Source organism: Flavobacterium algoriphilum (assembly GCF_048158655.1).
Lineage (GTDB): Bacteria > Bacteroidota > Bacteroidia > Flavobacteriales > Flavobacteriaceae > Flavobacterium > Flavobacterium algoriphilum.
This window is the reverse complement of sequence record NZ_JBLNKY010000003.1, coordinates 186,963-204,096: the sequence shown is the minus strand read 5'-3', so window position 1 is coordinate 204,096 and position 17,134 is coordinate 186,963. Positions and strand designations below refer to the sequence as shown.

Below are 17,134 nucleotides of genomic sequence, written 5' to 3'. Positions count from 1 at the left end.
TATGGATTTTGTATCAAATAAATCTCTCTGAACTCATTTAAATTCAGAGAGAAATTATTAAATAATTTGATTCTTTGTCAAATTTGTTACTGAAAAACTTCATTTTATTCCTGCCGCTATCAATTGAAGTTTTCCTAAAAAACATTCAAACAAAAGACGTGAACCCTATAACTCTTTATAGAAATTATATAATACATTTTACAAAAACTATCAATAACTTAGTGTACTGACTATAAGATAATTGCAAAAATAATCAACATCCCGAAAGGAAACATACTTTTCCTTAAAAGGAAAGAAAGAAATAATTTTCCCGTATATTTTGGTTATCCACTTTTGAAAATATTTATATACTAAAAGCCAAAATAGATTGATATTAATTCAGAAAATGTTTCAAATTAAAAAGGACTACTTGATGGCACTTAAGATACTAAAATATAAAATTATACTATGAAAATAGCCGTATTCAGTACTAAAACCTATGATCGCAAATATCTTGACAAGTTTAATATTGAAAGTAAACACGAACTAATCTATTTTGAAGCTCCTTTGAATGCTGACACTGCAAATTTGGCTATAGGATTTGAAGGCGTTTGTATATTTGTAAATGACAAAATTGATAAAAAAACTATTGATAAATTATCGAAAATTGGAATTAAACTTATTGATTTACGTTGTGCAGGTTTTAACAATGTAGACATAGAGGCTGCTTCAAAAGAGAATATTAAAATATTGAGAGTTCCTGCTTATTCTCCACATGCCGTTGCAGAACATGCCGTTGCATTAATTTTGACCTTGAACAGAAAAACGCATAAAGCCTACAATAGAGTTAGAGAGAGTAATTTTTCTTTGGAAAATCTTACCGGATTTAATCTTTATGAGAAAACGGTAGGTGTAATTGGGACAGGAAAAATAGGTGCCGCTTTTTGCCACATAATGTTAGGTTTTGGATGCAAAGTAATCGCTTATGATGTTAAGGAATCTGAGAAATTATCAGCAAAAGGGGTTGAATATAAAACATTGGATGAACTATTAGAAAACTCTGATATTATCTCCCTCCACTGCCCTCTTAATCTAAATACAAAACATCTTTTTAACACAAAGGCATTTTCTAAAATTAAAAAAGGAGCTATGCTAATTAATACGAGCAGAGGTGCACTGATTAAAACATCGGATGCAATTGAAGCATTAAAAAATGAACAATTAGGCTATTTAGGAATTGACGTTTATGAACAGGAAGAAAATTTATTTTTTAAAGATTTGTCTGAAAGTGTCATTAAAGATGATTTAATAGAACGACTGATGTCTTTTCATAATGTGTTGATTACTCCACATCAAGGTTTTTTTACCAATGAAGCATTAAACCAAATTGCACTAACAACTTTAAAAAATTTTACCGATTTTGAAAATGGATTACCATTAGAAAATGAGGTGAAGCTTTAAAATTAAATATTTTAAATAATATTATTAAAAGAACACAAAATAACTGACGTGGCCAAAAAAAGTAATTGTCAAAAATCGCAACTTGGATCCTTGGGAAGAAAGTAGCAGATAAAATAACTCTTTATTTTTCAAAGTGGTTGTTAAAAAGAGAATGTGATCACAAATCAGTAATGCAATTCAATAAGCTTATAGCGTTTTTACTAAAAATCAGAATATTATAAACTTTACGAATGACAGCGATTTATGTGTAATAAAAAATAAATTCTTTTTTTTACGGACTTTTTTTATGAAAATATGTAAAAATTACAAGTCATACTGTAAATTCTGTAAGAGATTAAAAAGTATTAAACCGCAACTTTACACTAGTAGAATTTTACGAAACAATTAAATAGAAACTGATGAAAAGTACAGCCACCAAAACCGATAAAAAAGTAAAGTTGCAAGAAGGTAAAGGAAATTCAGAAAACACTATATCAGAGACAAAACAAGATTGTCGCAATATTTTTGTAGAGGAACTAAAAGAAATTTACTTTTCTGAAAAAGCATTAATTATCTCCATTCCAATAATGATTAAAAATGCAGCAACAGATGAATTAGTAGATGCGCTTAAAGTACATTTACAATTTACACAAGAACATATAAAATTCTTAGAATTTTTCTTTACTTCGATTGGGGAAGCAGATATTATACTAAAATACCAAGCGATGTATGGATTTATTACACCCGAAAAATAAATTATTCTAAATAACAATAAACATGCTTATCAAAACCATTGACAAAGCAAAAAGCGAGCATTAGGAATGGTTTGGTAGCGCCAACAATCATAAAAATTTATTAGGCGTATCTTTTCTGGGTCGTTAAATCTAATTACCTTCATAATAGCAATCTAAGACTAAAAAACATGAAAACATCCGAACTATTTATACCTAAAAAAGTGGGTTCCCTAACATTGAAAAATCGAATTGTTATGGCACCCATGACAAGATGCAGGGCGATTGACAATATTCCTAATGAACTTATGGCGGAATATTATAATCAACGTTCTGGCGCTGGATTAATAATAACTGAAGGTACCTCACCCTCCCCTAATGGTCTTGGATATGCCCGAATCCCTGGAATATTTAGTGAACTTCAGGTAGCAGGCTGGAAAAAAACTACAACGGCAGTTCATAACAACGGAGGAAGGATATTTGTCCAATTAATGCACTCCGGAAGAATTAGTCATCCGCTTAATATGCCTAAAGATGCACAAATCCTTGCCCCTTCCCAAGTGAAAGCAGCTGGACAAATGTGGACTGACTTGAAAGGATTACAGGACTTTATTGTTCCAAAAGAAATGACACCTCAAGAAATTTTACATGCCAAAACAGAATATGTAGCTGCTTCCGAAAATGCTTTATTTGCAGGATTTGATGGTGTAGAATTACATTCGGCTAATGGTTATTTATTGGAAGAATTCCTTTCGCCTTTAAGCAATATCCGAACCGATAATTATGGTGGAAGTATTGAAAATAGATGTCGTTTTGTCATCGAAGTAGTAGCCGCCGTTGCGGATTCTATTGGAAAAGAAAAAATCGGTATTCGTTTATCCCCATATGGAGTGGCTAGTGATATGCCTCACTATCCTGAAATCGATGCTACTTACGATTATTTATCAAAAGAGCTCAATAAACTTGATATCGCATACATCCACCTTGTGGATCATTCCGCTATGGGAGCGCCACCAGTTCCTTTGAAAATTAAAAAATTGATACGCCATAATTTTAAAAATATTTTGATTCTTTGTGGTGGCTATGACAAGGAAAGTGCTGAAGCGGAAATCCAAAGCGGACTTACCGACCTCATCACTTTTGGTCGTCCTTTTATTAATAATCCAGATCTGGTGGAAAGATTTAAAAACAATTGGCCTTTGTCACAGGATATTAATATGGATTTATTTTATACTGCAGATGAAAAAGGATATACTGATTACCCCGTTTATAAAGATTAATTGAAATAGGCTTTACCTGCTAAAAACGACGTTTTAGAAATCCAATAAAATGAAAGATATATCCCAATTATTAGCTTTATTAGGTGATGAAAGAGACTCCTTGTTGAATCATATCTGTAAAACTATTACGAAAGATCAACTTCATTTACCTAATCCTTCTCACCTAGATAGTGTTTTTTTGCAAAGTAATCGAAATGGACAAACGATTCGAAGTTTGTCACAGTTATACAATTACGGACGGCTTTCTGGTACGGGCTATATTTCTATTTTACCAGTAGATCAAGGGATTGAGCATACTGCAGGAAGTTCATTTTCTCCAAATCCTATTTATTTTGATCCAGAAAATATTGTAAAATTAGCCCTGGAAGCGGGTTGTAATGCAGTCGCTTCTACTATGGGCGGACTGGCAATGTTATCCCGAAAATATGCCCATAAAATTCCGTTTGTTGTAAAACTTAATCACAACGAAATGATGACGTATCCTAATAAATATGATCAAATTATGTTCGGGAGTGTCCGAGACGCTTGGAATATGGGAGCAGTCGCTATAGGGGCAACCGTTTACTTTGGTTCAGCCGAGTCTGACAGGCAAATCATAGAAGTAGCAAAAGCTTTTGAAGAAGCTCATAATTTAGGCATGGCGACTATTCTTTGGTGTTATTCCAGAAATGATGGCTTTATAAAAGACGGTATCGATTATAATACGGCTGCTGATATTACGGGTCAAGCCAATTATTTAGGTGTTTCAATTCAAGCAGATGTTATTAAGCAAAAACTACCAACGCTTAACGGAGGTTTTACTTCGATAAAATTTGCCAAATCAAATCCTGAGATGTACACCAAATTAGCCAGTAACCATCCTATAGATTTATGCCGTTATCAGGTAATGAATTGTTATTCTGGACGTATTAGCATGATTAACTCAGGCGGAGAATCAAAAGGTAATACGGATTTGGCGGAAGCCATAAGAACAGCCGTTATAAATAAACGTGCTGGTGGAGCCGGAATGATTATGGGGAGAAAAGCTTTCCAGCGTCCCTTTAGTGAAGGCGTAAATCTTATAAACGCTGTACAGGAAATTTACCTGTGTAAAGAAGTCTTCATAGCATAGTGCTTCATTTCTTAATACTTCATATTTATATCCTTTCGATTATTGCCAAAACAAAGCCTGATACTAATCTAGGATGTTTGTATTTAAAGATATAAAAATTGTAAAACAGAAATCTAAAAATAAATTAAATAATTAATTATTAAACAATTACAAATAAAAAGGTGTGAATGATGTAACTTATTTATCTAATTTTATAATACTTGTCGGAAGAAATAAAATGAACTTTGTAAAATAAGATTTTTTTTTATTATCCTCCAGTGCTTTGACAATTATAAACATCAAATTTGATTGAGATCACTAAAAAAGTATATTAATTCAAATAAAATTAAAAAAACATGAAACCACAAATTGGAATTACAGATGATCATTTAAAAAAAAGTATTGCAATTCTTTCTTCAATATTAGCAAATGAAATGACACTATATATCAAATTAAGAAAGTTTCATTGGAACGTATCAGGTGAAAGCTTCATGGAACTTCATAAATTATTTGAAGGACAATACAGACAATTAGAAGAATCAATCGATGAAATTGCGGAACGTGTGAGCAAATTAGGGGGGAAAACTATTGGAACAATGAAAGAGTTTTCAGATTTAACCATACTTAAAGAATCTCCACATCAATATCCTGCTCAAAAAGACATGATAAAGGAATTATTACAAGATCATGAAACGCTTATTGTTCATATACGAAAAGATATAGACCTAAGTGCTCAAGAAAATAAAGACGCGGGAACTGCTGATTTCCTAACAGGTTTAATGGAACTACACGAAACAATGTCCTGGACTTTAAGAAGATATTTAGACTAATTTAAATTAAAAATTAACCCAAAACAAAATGGAAAAATCAGGAAACAAAGTTTACTTAGCCTCTAATAGTTATTGTAAAGTTGGAAAAATTACTCCCAAAAAACATATTAAAGAAGATAAATTAATACCAGAAACTGATTTTAAAACAGCAAATATTGAAAAATATGATGGCGTTTTATATAAAAAAAAGCTGTAGTTATGTACTTAATTCAAATTCTTTTTTTTTATTTATAAAATTAGGACTATTAAAAAACTTTCTTATTAACTTCTCTACCAGAGCAGTTAATCGAAAATTAATTTTTTAATAGTCCTAATTTTATAAATAAAAGCACAATAATCTGAATGTGGAAATGATACAACTTATTAATACAATTCTATAATATTAAGGGATTCCATCATAGCCATGTTTGCATTAATTAATGAAAAGATAAATTAAAATGGAAAAAATCCTACTACTTTGTACATCGGATGGTGTAGCTGATATGGATGACCGTTGTCCTACTGTGAAAGGAACTATCGAAAATAAAGGATACCCTGAAATTACAAAACAAGATGTACAAAGAATTACCTATTTAGGTAGTAAAATTTTCTTCGATAATAATAATGAAAAATTAAAAGTTGCTTCTTTAGTACAATTGGACGAATTGGGAACCTTAATCAATAAATATCAAGCTTCTAACTTGGTTATCGAAGGACATGCAGATAGCAATGGTGGTGATGCATTCAATTTAGAATTATTTCAAAAACGTACTGAAACCGTTAAAAATTATTTGATGAAAAAAGGTACTGCTGCCTCTATATTGACAGCGACGGGTTATGGTGAATCAAACCAATTGCTAGTAACAAAACCGCTTTAGGTCGTGCAAAAAACAAAAGAGTAGAGTTAAAAATAACTACTAAAGATAATAAGATTAAGTTGGGTTGTTTGGTTATAAGGGCTGTTGGTGACAACAGCCCTTTTTTTATGCTCAATAATTAAAGCTAGCTGTAGCATAATAAAAAGAACCTTAGTATTAAAACTGTGAATAGTATAACTAATTTAACAATTTATATAACAAATTTATCGGAAAGAAATCGACCTTTATATTATTTATCAATCATATGTAATACTTAAAAACATTGTTTTTACTTAAAAATAATTAAAATAATCTTTTCAGGCCATTTGCCATGATAGCTTTTAAAAAACAAGAATTGGGTTGGCTATTAATCTATCATGGTGTAAAAGATACCATTAAAGGATATGTTTATTGTACCTGTGCATCGTTACTTGGCTTACATGATTCCAAGAAAGAAATTGAACGATTGCCTATTCCCTATTTAAAACTGAACTAAGTAGGGAATTAAAAGGAGAGTTAATAATGTATGTTTCCTATTCGGTACTTTTTATTTAGAGATACGCTGTACATCTATTATGGTGCTACAGATGAAGGTGTAGGCTGTGCCTCACTTAATCAATCAGAATTACTTAATAAATTAATGTTAAATACAACAGATCATGATTAATAAAATCATCGTTGAACGTCAAAATATCCAATCTGTAAGTATTCCAAAAAATACTTATGTGAATAAATTAAATAATTTAGGGCATCCAGAAACAAAAAAAGAGTTGCCTCAAATCTTATTTATTACAACATATCCTCCAAGAGAATGTGGTATTGCAACGTATTCTCAGGATTTGCTTAAAGCACTGAATAACAAATTCAAGAATTCTTTTAAAATAAAAATTTGTCCATTGGAATCGAATAATGAGCAACATGCTTATGATAATGCAATAAAATATATTCTCAATACAGATCATTCGAATGCCTTTATCAATTTGGCAGATCAAATTAATACGAATGTCAATTTAGAAATGGTGTTGATTCAGCATGAATTTGGATTATTTAAAAACAATGAAGCCGATTTAAGACAGTTCATAAATATACTTCATAAACCTGTTATTATTGTTTTCCATACCGTATTACCCAGACCTAATCCATCATTACAAGCAAATGTTCAAGAAATAGCTCGAGAAGCACATTCTATTATTGTAATGACAAATTCAGCTGCGGAGCTATTAGTTAGAGAATATGGTGTAATCATGGATAAAATTACAATAATTCAGCACGGAACCCATTTAGTTCCTCATTCTGATAAAGAGGAATTGAAAATCAAATACCAATTAGAAGGAAAAAAAATACTTTCAACTTTTGGATTATTAAGCTCTGGAAAAAGCATTGAAACTACTTTGGAAGCATTACCCGAAATAGTAAAAGAGAATAAAGATGTGCTCTTTTTAATTATTGGTAAAACCCATCCCTGTGTGGTAAAACAAGAAGGTGAAAAATACCGTTTGATGCTTCAAGATAAGATTAAAGACTTGCAACTTCAGGAGCATGTAAAATTTGTAAATCATTTTTTGCCTTTACCTGATCTTTTAGAATATTTACAACTAACTGATATATATCTCTTTACTTCCAAAGACCCAAATCAAGCAGTAAGTGGAACTTTTTCGTATGCTATTAGTTGCGGTTGCCCAATTATTTCAACCCCTATTCCCCATGCCTGTGAAGTATTGAAGAATGATGTGGGAATTATTATTGAGTTTGACGATTCCAAACAATTAGCCAAGAAAACAAATAGGTTATTGCTTGACGAGCAGTTAAGAAAAAACATGGGCTTAAACGGATTGCATAGAATTGCTCCTACCGCTTGGGAAAATGCGGCAATTGCTCATGCCCGGTTATTTGAAAAAATTGGAGAAGAAAACTTCCGCTTGCATTATAAACTTCCAAAAATTAATCTTGATCATATAAAGAAACTAACCACTTCTTTTGGAATGATTCAATTTTCTAAAATTAATCAACCGGATATAGATTCAGGATATACTCTAGATGACAATGCAAGAGCTATGGTATCTCTATGCCAACAGTATGAATTAACAAAGGACAAAGAAAATTTAAAATACATCCAGATCTATTTCGATTTTATAAAATATTGTTTGCAAAAGGAAGGATACTTTCTGAATTATGTAAATGAAGAGTACCATTTTACGGCACAAAATAACACTACAAACCTAGAAGATTCAAATGGAAGAGCGATTTGGGCTTTAGGTTATCTAAATTCAATTAGTGCTATTCTTCCCGAAGAGTTAGCAAAAGATGCCGATGATACCATGCAAAATGCCCTACTAAAAGTGTTCGAAATTCATTCTACGCGAGCTATGGCGTTTATTATTAAAGGGATTTATTATTATAATACAAAAAGAGTCTCAGAACAAAATACTTCTACAATTAAAAAACTAGCTAACAGGTTAGTACAGATGTATAAGCATGAAGCGGAGAAGGAATGGGCTTGGTTTGAAAGTTATCTTACTTATGGCAACAGTATTGTTCCAGAAGCAATGCTTTGCGCCTGGTTAGCTACCGGACAATTAATTTATAAGGAAATTGCAAAAACATCTTTTGACTTTCTTATTTCTAAAATTTTTATAGAAGACAGGATTCAGGTAATTTCCAATAAAGGATGGCTTGACAAAGGAAATCAATTGGCTCCAAGTCCTGTAGGCGGCGAACAACCTATTGATGTGGCGTATACAATTCTTGCTTTAAGCAAATTTGCAACTGTTTTTGAAAATGAGCAATACCTAGAAAAAATGGAAATTGCATTTGATTGGTTTTTGGGAAACAATCATTTACACAAGATTATTTACAATCCTTGTACCGGTGGATGTTATGATGGATTAGAAGAGGATTATATAAATCTAAATCAAGGTGCGGAGTCAACAGTAAGTTATTTGATGGCCAGATTAACATTAGAAAAAAAATTAAAAAAAGAAGAAAAAAATAGCCCTATACACATTGGAAATAAAAATAAGTTAACAAAATTTCCTTCTTTAAAAATGAATCTTACTAATTAATCCAATTGAAAAATTTTATAAATACAACCTAAAGTAAGACAATAATCTGTATCAATATATTGCTGAAATTTAGAACATTACAATAAATTATTATAATTACTCACTAAACAATACACTATCTATATCTAAAAATCAACATGAATTTGTAAAAAAAATATTTGTCAGGAGCCTGATTTCATTTTTACAAAATCACTTTTAAACATAACTAATTTTTAAACAATACAAAATGCAAACAAGAACCATAGGAATAATTATGACCGTAATAGGAATAATTATGCTGTTATACAATAGTTTCAATTATGTAACTACAGAAAAGGTAGTTGACTTAGGACCAATCCAAGTAAATAAAGAAGTAAATCATCCATTGGAATGGTCACCTATCATAGGTGTGATACTCGCTGTAATTGGCGTTGTTTTGATTCTCCGAAAAAACAAGTAATTAAAAAAACCGTGAATAATATAATTTCTTTATAAAGTTATGTAATCTTTTTATTTTCTATCTTCTTATCTTTACTATGTTTTAATTAGAATGTATAAAATTGACAATCAATAATTTAAAATTAAAAAAAATAATATAGATAAATTAATTGAAGTAATACATACAATTATCGAAATTAATAACGATAGAATCTAAAGTTATAAAAGGGCTTCAAGAGCAAAAGAAATATAGATTAAAAAACTTGTTTTTTGAATTTGTAAAAATCTAAATTCATATGAATGTAATGAATCGAAAGCGGGGCTAAATTAATAATAATAATAATAATGGCTTAATTCATAAATTTAGAAACCTGTTTTAACAACAGAAAATGTTTAAAATCTCTTTATTCTAATCAATTTACACAATAGTAATTTACGGATTTTTGAGTATTATTTTGTTAGAAAATAAATATTTTCATTAAATGGTATTTAAATAAGGTCATAGTTCTCTTTTTAAATATGCTATAAATAAATTAGTTAAAAAAATGTTGTTTTAAACATAATGATTCTTTTCAGGGACTTAATTCCAATAAAAAATAAAATAGTTAGTTTGACCAATTAACATTTTAGCTGTGTCTCCTAGACAACTACTCTTACATCAGATAACCTAGAAACTATAAAAATCAGAAGTGTGATTTTATTCTACTCCAAAATCTATCAACAGAATACAATTCATTAATCTAAATTAAAACATACTATTTTGATTATTTACTTAAAAAATATTTTTAACGATGTTGGCAAAGTGACGCTGTTTGCGGCACAATTTTTTCGTGAAGTTTTTAAACCTCCATATGAAATGAGAGAGTTTATTAAGCAGTGTTATAAGATTGGTTATAAATCTTTACCATTAGTAGCTATAACTGGTTTCATAATGGGATTAGTTTTAACGCTTCAATCCAGACCAACATTAGCTAAATTTGGTGCGGAATCCTGGTTACCGGGGATGGTTGCGCTTTCCTTGATTAGAGAAATTGCACCAGTGATTACCGCCTTAATATGCGCGGGAAAAATTTCTTCTGGAATTGGTGCCGAATTAGGGTCTATGAAAGTAACAGAACAAATTGATGCCATGGAAGTTGCAGCAATCAACCCTTTTAAATACTTAGTAGTTACAAGGATTTTAGCTACAACACTTATGGTTCCGGTTTTAGTAATTTTCGCAGATGGTATTGGAATTTTTGGAGGATTTATAGGCGTAAATATGCATAGTGATGTTAACCTAACGCGTTATACGGCCCAAGTTTTTGAATCACTGGCCTTTTTAGATATTATACCAGCCACTATTAAAACATTTTTCTTTGGCTTTTTTATCGGGATGATAGGATGTTATAAAGGCTACACCGCAGCAAATGGTACAGAAAGCGTAGGTTTAGCGGCAAACTCCGCAGTGGTAACTGCATCACTTACTATATTCATTATAGACATGATTGCGGTACAATTAACTGATTTATTCTTTTAGAAATGATACAAGAAAAAACAAATATAGATTCTAATAAAAGAACAACCAAAAATACTCCCATAATTGAAATAAAGGATTTGCATAAAGCCTTTGGTGATAATGAAGTATTAAAAGGAGTTAATCTCTTTGTAAACAAAGGAGAAAATTTAGTGGTGTTAGGCAAATCCGGATCTGGAAAATCAATAGCTATCAAATGCATCGTGGGATTAGTAATTGCTGATAAAGGCGAAATAAATGTCTTTGATACTGATATTACTAAAATAGATATTATTGAACTTAATGAAATCAGGGTAAGAATTGGGTTTCTTTTTCAAAATGCTGCTTTATATGATTCGATGAGTGTTCGTGAAAATTTAGGTTTTACTTTAAAACGGCATGTAAAAGATATATCAGAACAAGAGTTAGAAACTCAAATTGTGGACGTATTGGAAAGCGTTGGATTAGCTGAAGCCATTGATAAAATGCCGTCAGAATTATCCGGTGGTATGCGAAAAAGAGTTGGACTTGCAAGAACACTTATTTTAAAACCTGAAATAATATTGTATGATGAACCCACAACTGGTTTAGACACTATTACATCAAGAGAAATTAGCGAATTGATATTAGAACTTCAGAAAAAAAACAAAACAAGTTCTATCATTATTACTCATGATATGGCTTGTGCAAAATACACTGGTGACCGAGTAGTAATTTTAAAAGAGGGTGTAATTCATGCTGAAGGAAGTTATGAGACATTAGAAAAAAGTGACGACGAATGGGTACGTTCTTTTTTTATTTAAAAAAGAAAATTAAAAAAATAAATTAAAAATTATGAATAAAGAACCGGGGTTCCAATGGAAATTGGGAATGTTTGTTATAATCGGATTAGTCCTTTTTGTTGCTACAATATACTTCGTAGGAAAACAGAAAAATTTATTTGGTTCAACATTTCATTTAAGATCAAACTTTAGATCCGTAAGCGGTCTTGAGGTAGGAAATAATGTACGGTTTTCAGGAATCAATATTGGTACTGTAAGCGATATCGAATTAATCACAGATTCTTCTGTGGTAGTGAATATTCTAATCAAAGATGAGGTTCGTAAGTTTATTAAAACCGATGCAATAGCCAGTATTGGCTCGGATGGTTTAATGGGAGATAAAGTATTGACTATTTCTCCGGGAACTAAATCCACTAAAATTGTTGAAGATAATGACATCATTGCTTCAAGAAAACCTATCGATATGGAAGATGTAATGGGCAGTGTGAAAAAAAGCGTGGATAATGCCGGAATCATTACAGCCGAACTCGCAAAATTTAGTTCCAATATGAATAGCGAAAATGGTATGGTATCTAAATTAATGACGGATAAGGCATTTGCTAACAGTATCACACACACAATGGCAAACTTAGAAAGCAGCTCAAATGAATTTGCCAATTTCACCACTAAAATGAATAATGGAAATGGCGCTTTATCAAAATTAGTGACGGATAAAAAAATGGGTAAAATGGTGGACTCGACAATGAAAAACATTCAAGAAACTACCAAAGGATTTACCGAAATTACTGAAGCTGCAAAACATAACTTTTTATTGAGAGGTTATTTTAAGAAAAAAGAAAAAGCAGAAAATAAAAAACAGGAAGAATTAGACAATCAAGAAGAAGCAGAATTGAAAAAGGCTATGAAGATGGCTGAAGATAGTGCTGCCGCAGCCAAAAAATAATTTTAATAACAACATAATAATAAAATATAACAGCTATGGAAAAGCATATTGTTAAAGTAAAATCTGTAACAAATCTAACACCTGATGTATTACAAATTGTTACAACTAAGCCAGAAAATTATGCCTTTTCTCCAGGTCAAGCCACTGAAATTTCAATAAATAAAACGGACTGGAAGGATAAAAAAAATCCTTTTACTTTTACTAGTTTGCCTGAGAACGATTATCTAGAATTCACCATAAAAACATATCCTTCCCACAAAGGTGTAACTAATGAATTTTTGAAACTAAAAAAAAACGATGAATTGATTGTACACGAAATTTTTGGCTATATCACTTATAAAGGGGAAGGAGTATTTATTGCTGGTGGTGCAGGAGTTACTCCTTTCATATCTATTTTCAGAGATCTTCAATCAAAAAATAAAATAGGAAACAATACCCTCATTTTTGCAAATAAAACGAAAGCCGACATCATATTAGAATCCGAATTCAAAAAAATATTAGGTATTAATTTTATTAATATATTATCTGAAGAAAAATTAGATGGATATGCCAATGGACAAATCACTAAGGATTTCATTAAAACTAACAGTAATACAAGTGATCAACTATTTTATTTATGCGGACCCCCACCAATGATGGAAGCAATAGAAAAGCAATTAATAGACTTAAATGTCAGTACAAAATCAATAGTTAAAGAAAAATTTTAAACCATAAGAAAACACTTTTTTTTAAAATTTTTGATATGTGAATACTATAACTTTACCTTAAAATTTTATAACATTCCTTACAATAGTTAATTGTATCTTTACTAAGCAATAAATTTTAAATATAAATTTTAAAAAAAATAGAAATGAAAAAAATTGGTATTATTCTATCTTTCGTCATGCTTGGATTTTTAATAAATTCCTGTAATAGTAATGATGACACAAAATCCAGTTATCCTTATGCTGTGCGAATGACTGATGCTCCTGGTCCCTATGAAAAAGTAAATGTAGACATACAAGGGGTCGAAATAACTGGAGATGCTGGACAAACCGTAACATTAAATGTAAAGAAGGGTATTTATAACTTACTTGATTTTACTAACGGAGTGAGTACATTAATTGCTACTGATTCATTAGAGATTTCTAAAGTCGGGCAAATAAGACTTATCCTTGGAACAAACAATACCGTAGTAATTAATAATGTAAGTTATCCTTTAAGCACTCCAAGTGCAGATCAATCTGGATTAAAACTTCAGGTACATCAAACGCTTCAACAAGGAATATTGTATAGTGTTCTTCTTGATTTTGATGCAAACAAATCTATTGTTAACACTGGTAATGGAGCCTATAAATTGAAACCAGTTATCCGAACAATTGAAGCAGCAATAAGTGGTTCTATAAAAGGTAAAATTACGCCTGTAGGAAGCTTGGCTGTAATCACAGCTGTTGATGTTCTTACAAATTTATCCTATTCAACAAACGTAAATACAAGTGGTGAATTTTTAGTTATGGGACTTCCTTCCGGAACGTATAATGTAACTATTACTCCTGTGTTGCCTTTAGCCCCAGTTACCAAAAGCACTATTGTAGTGACAACAGGGAACACAACCGATTTAGGAACTGTAATTCTTTTATAAAAAGATTGACCACGTTTTTAGGCCACTCGATTTTCTAATAAAAATAAGCTCCTGTATTAGAAGATCATTAAAATTAAATTATTAGAAGTATCCTTTCATTGAGTGACACTTTTAATAGTTTAATTTTTTTTAATATGAAAAACTAAACTATTAAATCAACAAAAAATAATTTTATCATGGAAACAGAAAAAGAGCTTAACGATGCTATCTTAAAATTAACTTTGAAAATACAAAATGAATATCCTGAACTTTCAAAATATTTGGTAGAGATGCCGGTAACAATTCCTGACATCAATAGCCCTGAAATTAACATTAAAATATTGAAAGATTTTTATGAATCATTAATTTCAATATTAAAAAAATATGCTCCAAATCATACTATCATAGAAGATTAATAATATTCATTTATTAAAACTACTTTTAATCCAATTAAATTATTATTTTTAATAAATGAATCTAAAATAATTTCTTCATGACAAAGCTATACAGCACTTTAGAGCGAATTTTTGAAAAGATAGCTTCAACTGCAACAGTTATACTTGGTAATCCTATTACCTTTATTTTCGCGGTGTTTTTAGTCCTTTGGTGGTGGATTAATAATCTATTTACAACCCGGGATGTACATCAAATCATTGGAGATATTATTTTTGGAGTTACATTTTTAAGTCTATTTATTATTCAAAAATCATTTAACCGGTTTTCGGCCTCATTGCATTTAAAAGTAAACGAACTGGTATCATCGCATGAAACAGCCAATAATTCCGTATTGAACGCCGATGTAAAAACGGAAAGAGAAATAACTGAACTTTCAAAAGAATACAACGAACTAGCGGAAAAATTAAAAGAATTAGACGAGGAATTGTAATTTATTATTTTTTTAAAAAAAATTACTTGGGTATTTCTATCCGAATATTTATTTTACTGTTTTTTGTACTTCCTTAAAGGATTTTATTTTCTTCAAATGTGTGAATAACACAAGTCTTGACATAAATTTTATAAGGCATTCTAAAACATTTTCCTTCAACTTTGTAGTGTAGTGAGTATATTTTTATAACATAAATAATACCGCAATGAATAGCAAAGAACCAGAAGAAAATTGGGAAGAACAAAAAAAAAAATTAAAAGAAAAATTTGCAGCTTTAACTGAAAATGATTTATTTTTCACAAAATGCAAAAAAGAAGAAATGATTGAAAAACTTCAAATCAAATTAGGTAAAACCAAAGAGGAATTACTTAAAATTATTGCATTGTAAATATTCCTTTTATTTATAACTATTAAATTGTGTTAGCTTAAATTAGAAAACAGAAAAAATTTCTAACCCCTTCAAAAAATCAAACCCATATAAAATGAAGAAAACAATTTATATCCTTGCTTTATTAACGTTTATAGAAGGAACAATACTAATAGGATGTTAGACTTCGACTAAAAAAGAAGAAGTTGCAAAAGATAAAGTTGCTAAATACTAAAAATATTTAAAAAGACGAGTTTTCTAACTCGTCTTTTTTTGTTAAACCTCTTTTTTTTACATAAACCAATTTATTAAACTGACATAAATAGCAAAAAAGTGTGAATAATATAAATTTTACAAAAAGTATTGTAACACTTTTCTTCCATATCTTTCTCAACTTTGTAAAGTATTAAATCTACAATAAATTAAAAATAATGAAAAAATCAAAAACACTAATTTACGCTTCTCTAGTATTGACTTTTATGGCCTTTAATAGTTCTAAAGCTCAAGAAGGTGTAGCAAAATTTGGTCTAAAAGGTGGTGTAAACTTCTCTAACTTATACTCTGATAATGTAGATGACAATAATGTTTTAACTGGATTTAACGTGGGTCTTTATGCTAAAGTCCCTATTGTAAATAATATCTCTTTGCAACCGGAAATCTCTTATACCGGAAAAGGGGCGGAACTAGTTTATAACAACGCTTTTATAAGCGGAACTGCAAAGTTTAAATTAGATTATATTGAAGTGCCACTTTTATTGGTGGTAAATGTCACAAAGAATTTCAATATTCATGCTGGTCCATATGCTGCTTATTTAATTAGTGGTAAAACTACAAATAAGTCCGATAATGGTAATTATAACTTCGAAGACAATATCAACACAGATAATTTCAACAGATTTGATGCAGGTCTTGCTGGTGGTCTTGGTTTAGATTTACAACCTGTTAGTTTTGGAGTACGATACAATTATGGATTAACTAAAATTGGAAAAGATGATAATTCAGCAAACAATTTTACTTCCCCAGATGCTAAAAATAGTGTATTGAGTTTCTATGCTGCTTTTGCATTTTAATTAAACCCAACTGAATAAATTTCCTAAAAAATTAAAATAAACATACTTTTTACATCACAAAATACTGTAAAACAGTATCGTATGATATATTTTATTTTTAACTTTACTAATTATTACTTTAAATAATCTAATCATTAAAACGTAAATATCATGAGCAATCTTCTTTACACATTAGCAGTAATTTTAATTATTTTTTGGGCAATTGGATTCTTTGCATACAGTGCAGGATCTATTATACACATACTTCTTGTTATTGCAGTAATTGCAATAATATTAAGACTTATTCAAGGGCGAAGATTATAAATTAATTAAAAAATTGAACATTA

General features: G+C 30.2%; 21 protein-coding genes. All 21 read left to right on the top strand.

Annotated elements, in window-relative coordinates:
* Positions 1 to 447: 447 nt before the first annotated feature.
* The 21 genes from ACM55G_RS07955 to ACM55G_RS07855 all read left to right on the top strand — a co-directional run bounded on the left by ACM55G_RS07955 (position 448) and on the right by ACM55G_RS07855 (position 17,111).
* Positions 448 to 1,440 carry a 2-hydroxyacid dehydrogenase gene (locus ACM55G_RS07955; RefSeq protein WP_416843370.1) on the top strand — a complete coding sequence of 331 codons (993 nt, stop codon included), beginning with the start codon at positions 448 to 450 and terminating at the stop codon, positions 1,438 to 1,440.
* 398 nt (positions 1,441 to 1,838) lie between these two features.
* The gene (locus ACM55G_RS07950) at positions 1,839 to 2,174 is read left to right on the top strand and encodes a DUF892 family protein (protein WP_416843369.1); all 336 of its coding nucleotides are present in this window, start codon (positions 1,839 to 1,841) and stop codon (positions 2,172 to 2,174) included.
* A gap of 167 nt (positions 2,175 to 2,341) precedes the next feature.
* Entirely contained in the window at positions 2,342 to 3,430 is a 1,089-nt protein-coding gene (locus tag ACM55G_RS07945) for an alkene reductase (protein ID WP_416843368.1), read from the top strand.
* A 49-nt stretch (positions 3,431 to 3,479) separates the two neighbouring features.
* Positions 3,480 to 4,541 carry a class I fructose-bisphosphate aldolase gene (locus ACM55G_RS07940; RefSeq protein WP_416843367.1) on the top strand — a complete coding sequence of 354 codons (1,062 nt, stop codon included), beginning with the start codon at positions 3,480 to 3,482 and terminating at the stop codon, positions 4,539 to 4,541.
* Positions 4,542 to 4,876: 335 nt separating this feature from the next.
* A complete protein-coding gene (locus ACM55G_RS07935; RefSeq protein ID WP_416843366.1) occupies positions 4,877 to 5,350 on the top strand; it encodes a Dps family protein in 474 nt (157 codons plus the stop codon).
* Positions 5,351 to 5,378: 28 nt separating this feature from the next.
* On the top strand, positions 5,379 to 5,546 hold the full coding sequence (locus ACM55G_RS07930; protein WP_416843365.1) for a hypothetical protein: 168 nt from the start codon (positions 5,379 to 5,381) through the stop codon (positions 5,544 to 5,546).
* Positions 5,547 to 5,787: 241 nt separating this feature from the next.
* The gene (locus ACM55G_RS07925) at positions 5,788 to 6,207 is read left to right on the top strand and encodes an OmpA family protein (RefSeq protein WP_416843364.1); all 420 of its coding nucleotides are present in this window, start codon (positions 5,788 to 5,790) and stop codon (positions 6,205 to 6,207) included.
* Between the two features lie 310 nt (positions 6,208 to 6,517).
* On the top strand, positions 6,518 to 6,682 hold the full coding sequence (locus ACM55G_RS07920) for a hypothetical protein (RefSeq protein ID WP_416843363.1): 165 nt from the start codon (positions 6,518 to 6,520) through the stop codon (positions 6,680 to 6,682).
* A gap of 30 nt (positions 6,683 to 6,712) precedes the next feature.
* The gene (locus tag ACM55G_RS07915) at positions 6,713 to 6,853 is read left to right on the top strand and encodes a hypothetical protein (RefSeq protein ID WP_416843361.1); all 141 of its coding nucleotides are present in this window, start codon (positions 6,713 to 6,715) and stop codon (positions 6,851 to 6,853) included.
* The gene (locus ACM55G_RS07910; RefSeq protein WP_416843360.1) at positions 6,846 to 9,248 is read left to right on the top strand and encodes a glycosyltransferase; all 2,403 of its coding nucleotides are present in this window, start codon (positions 6,846 to 6,848) and stop codon (positions 9,246 to 9,248) included. The genes ACM55G_RS07915 and ACM55G_RS07910 overlap by 8 nt, the downstream gene beginning before the upstream one ends.
* 226 nt (positions 9,249 to 9,474) lie before the next feature.
* The gene (locus tag ACM55G_RS07905) at positions 9,475 to 9,687 is read left to right on the top strand and encodes a hypothetical protein (RefSeq protein WP_416843359.1); all 213 of its coding nucleotides are present in this window, start codon (positions 9,475 to 9,477) and stop codon (positions 9,685 to 9,687) included.
* 738 nt (positions 9,688 to 10,425) lie between these two features.
* The gene (locus tag ACM55G_RS07900) at positions 10,426 to 11,184 is read left to right on the top strand and encodes an MlaE family ABC transporter permease (RefSeq protein ID WP_416843357.1); all 759 of its coding nucleotides are present in this window, start codon (positions 10,426 to 10,428) and stop codon (positions 11,182 to 11,184) included.
* A 2-nt stretch (positions 11,185 to 11,186) separates the two neighbouring features.
* Entirely contained in the window at positions 11,187 to 11,963 is a 777-nt protein-coding gene (locus ACM55G_RS07895) for an ABC transporter ATP-binding protein (protein WP_416843356.1), read from the top strand.
* A gap of 31 nt (positions 11,964 to 11,994) precedes the next feature.
* A complete protein-coding gene (locus ACM55G_RS07890; protein ID WP_416843355.1) occupies positions 11,995 to 12,885 on the top strand; it encodes an MlaD family protein in 891 nt (296 codons plus the stop codon).
* A 35-nt stretch (positions 12,886 to 12,920) separates the two neighbouring features.
* Positions 12,921 to 13,592 carry a ferredoxin reductase domain-containing protein gene (locus ACM55G_RS07885; RefSeq protein ID WP_416843354.1) on the top strand — a complete coding sequence of 224 codons (672 nt, stop codon included), beginning with the start codon at positions 12,921 to 12,923 and terminating at the stop codon, positions 13,590 to 13,592.
* A 143-nt stretch (positions 13,593 to 13,735) separates the two neighbouring features.
* A complete protein-coding gene (locus ACM55G_RS07880; protein ID WP_416843353.1) occupies positions 13,736 to 14,506 on the top strand; it encodes a DUF4382 domain-containing protein in 771 nt (256 codons plus the stop codon).
* 176 nt (positions 14,507 to 14,682) lie between these two features.
* Complete coding sequence (locus ACM55G_RS07875) at positions 14,683 to 14,901, top strand: hypothetical protein (RefSeq protein WP_416843352.1); 219 nt, start codon at positions 14,683 to 14,685, stop codon at positions 14,899 to 14,901.
* 77 nt (positions 14,902 to 14,978) lie between these two features.
* Complete coding sequence (locus ACM55G_RS07870; protein WP_416843351.1) at positions 14,979 to 15,371, top strand: low affinity iron permease family protein; 393 nt, start codon at positions 14,979 to 14,981, stop codon at positions 15,369 to 15,371.
* A 205-nt stretch (positions 15,372 to 15,576) separates the two neighbouring features.
* Complete coding sequence (locus tag ACM55G_RS07865; protein WP_416843350.1) at positions 15,577 to 15,759, top strand: hypothetical protein; 183 nt, start codon at positions 15,577 to 15,579, stop codon at positions 15,757 to 15,759.
* A gap of 410 nt (positions 15,760 to 16,169) precedes the next feature.
* On the top strand, positions 16,170 to 16,808 hold the full coding sequence (locus ACM55G_RS07860; RefSeq protein ID WP_416843349.1) for a porin family protein: 639 nt from the start codon (positions 16,170 to 16,172) through the stop codon (positions 16,806 to 16,808).
* 150 nt (positions 16,809 to 16,958) lie between these two features.
* Positions 16,959 to 17,111, top strand: coding sequence for a lmo0937 family membrane protein (locus ACM55G_RS07855; protein ID WP_416843348.1), 153 nt, complete (start codon positions 16,959 to 16,961; stop codon positions 17,109 to 17,111).
* The last annotated feature ends 23 nt before the right edge of the window (positions 17,112 to 17,134 follow it).

Excerpts from the sequence above, each read along its gene's own strand:
- ACM55G_RS07955 (WP_416843370.1), top strand. The coding sequence starts at position 448 with ATGAAAATAGCCGTATTCAGTACTAAAACCTATGATCGCAAATATCTT.
- ACM55G_RS07950 (WP_416843369.1), top strand. The coding sequence starts at position 1,839 with ATGAAAAGTACAGCCACCAAAACCGATAAAAAAGTAAAGTTGCAAGAA.
- ACM55G_RS07945 (WP_416843368.1), top strand. The coding sequence starts at position 2,342 with ATGAAAACATCCGAACTATTTATACCTAAAAAAGTGGGTTCCCTAACA.
- ACM55G_RS07940 (WP_416843367.1), top strand. The coding sequence starts at position 3,480 with ATGAAAGATATATCCCAATTATTAGCTTTATTAGGTGATGAAAGAGAC.
- ACM55G_RS07935 (WP_416843366.1), top strand. The coding sequence starts at position 4,877 with ATGAAACCACAAATTGGAATTACAGATGATCATTTAAAAAAAAGTATT.
- ACM55G_RS07930 (WP_416843365.1), top strand. The coding sequence starts at position 5,379 with ATGGAAAAATCAGGAAACAAAGTTTACTTAGCCTCTAATAGTTATTGT.
- ACM55G_RS07925 (WP_416843364.1), top strand. The coding sequence starts at position 5,788 with ATGGAAAAAATCCTACTACTTTGTACATCGGATGGTGTAGCTGATATG.
- ACM55G_RS07920 (WP_416843363.1), top strand. The coding sequence starts at position 6,518 with ATGATAGCTTTTAAAAAACAAGAATTGGGTTGGCTATTAATCTATCAT.
- ACM55G_RS07915 (WP_416843361.1), top strand. The coding sequence starts at position 6,713 with ATGTTTCCTATTCGGTACTTTTTATTTAGAGATACGCTGTACATCTAT.
- ACM55G_RS07910 (WP_416843360.1), top strand. The coding sequence starts at position 6,846 with ATGATTAATAAAATCATCGTTGAACGTCAAAATATCCAATCTGTAAGT.
- ACM55G_RS07905 (WP_416843359.1), top strand. The coding sequence starts at position 9,475 with ATGCAAACAAGAACCATAGGAATAATTATGACCGTAATAGGAATAATT.
- ACM55G_RS07895 (WP_416843356.1), top strand. The coding sequence starts at position 11,187 with ATGATACAAGAAAAAACAAATATAGATTCTAATAAAAGAACAACCAAA.
- ACM55G_RS07890 (WP_416843355.1), top strand. The coding sequence starts at position 11,995 with ATGAATAAAGAACCGGGGTTCCAATGGAAATTGGGAATGTTTGTTATA.
- ACM55G_RS07885 (WP_416843354.1), top strand. The coding sequence starts at position 12,921 with ATGGAAAAGCATATTGTTAAAGTAAAATCTGTAACAAATCTAACACCT.
- ACM55G_RS07880 (WP_416843353.1), top strand. The coding sequence starts at position 13,736 with ATGAAAAAAATTGGTATTATTCTATCTTTCGTCATGCTTGGATTTTTA.
- ACM55G_RS07875 (WP_416843352.1), top strand. The coding sequence starts at position 14,683 with ATGGAAACAGAAAAAGAGCTTAACGATGCTATCTTAAAATTAACTTTG.
- ACM55G_RS07870 (WP_416843351.1), top strand. The coding sequence starts at position 14,979 with ATGACAAAGCTATACAGCACTTTAGAGCGAATTTTTGAAAAGATAGCT.
- ACM55G_RS07865 (WP_416843350.1), top strand. The coding sequence starts at position 15,577 with ATGAATAGCAAAGAACCAGAAGAAAATTGGGAAGAACAAAAAAAAAAA.
- ACM55G_RS07860 (WP_416843349.1), top strand. The coding sequence starts at position 16,170 with ATGAAAAAATCAAAAACACTAATTTACGCTTCTCTAGTATTGACTTTT.
- ACM55G_RS07855 (WP_416843348.1), top strand. The coding sequence starts at position 16,959 with ATGAGCAATCTTCTTTACACATTAGCAGTAATTTTAATTATTTTTTGG.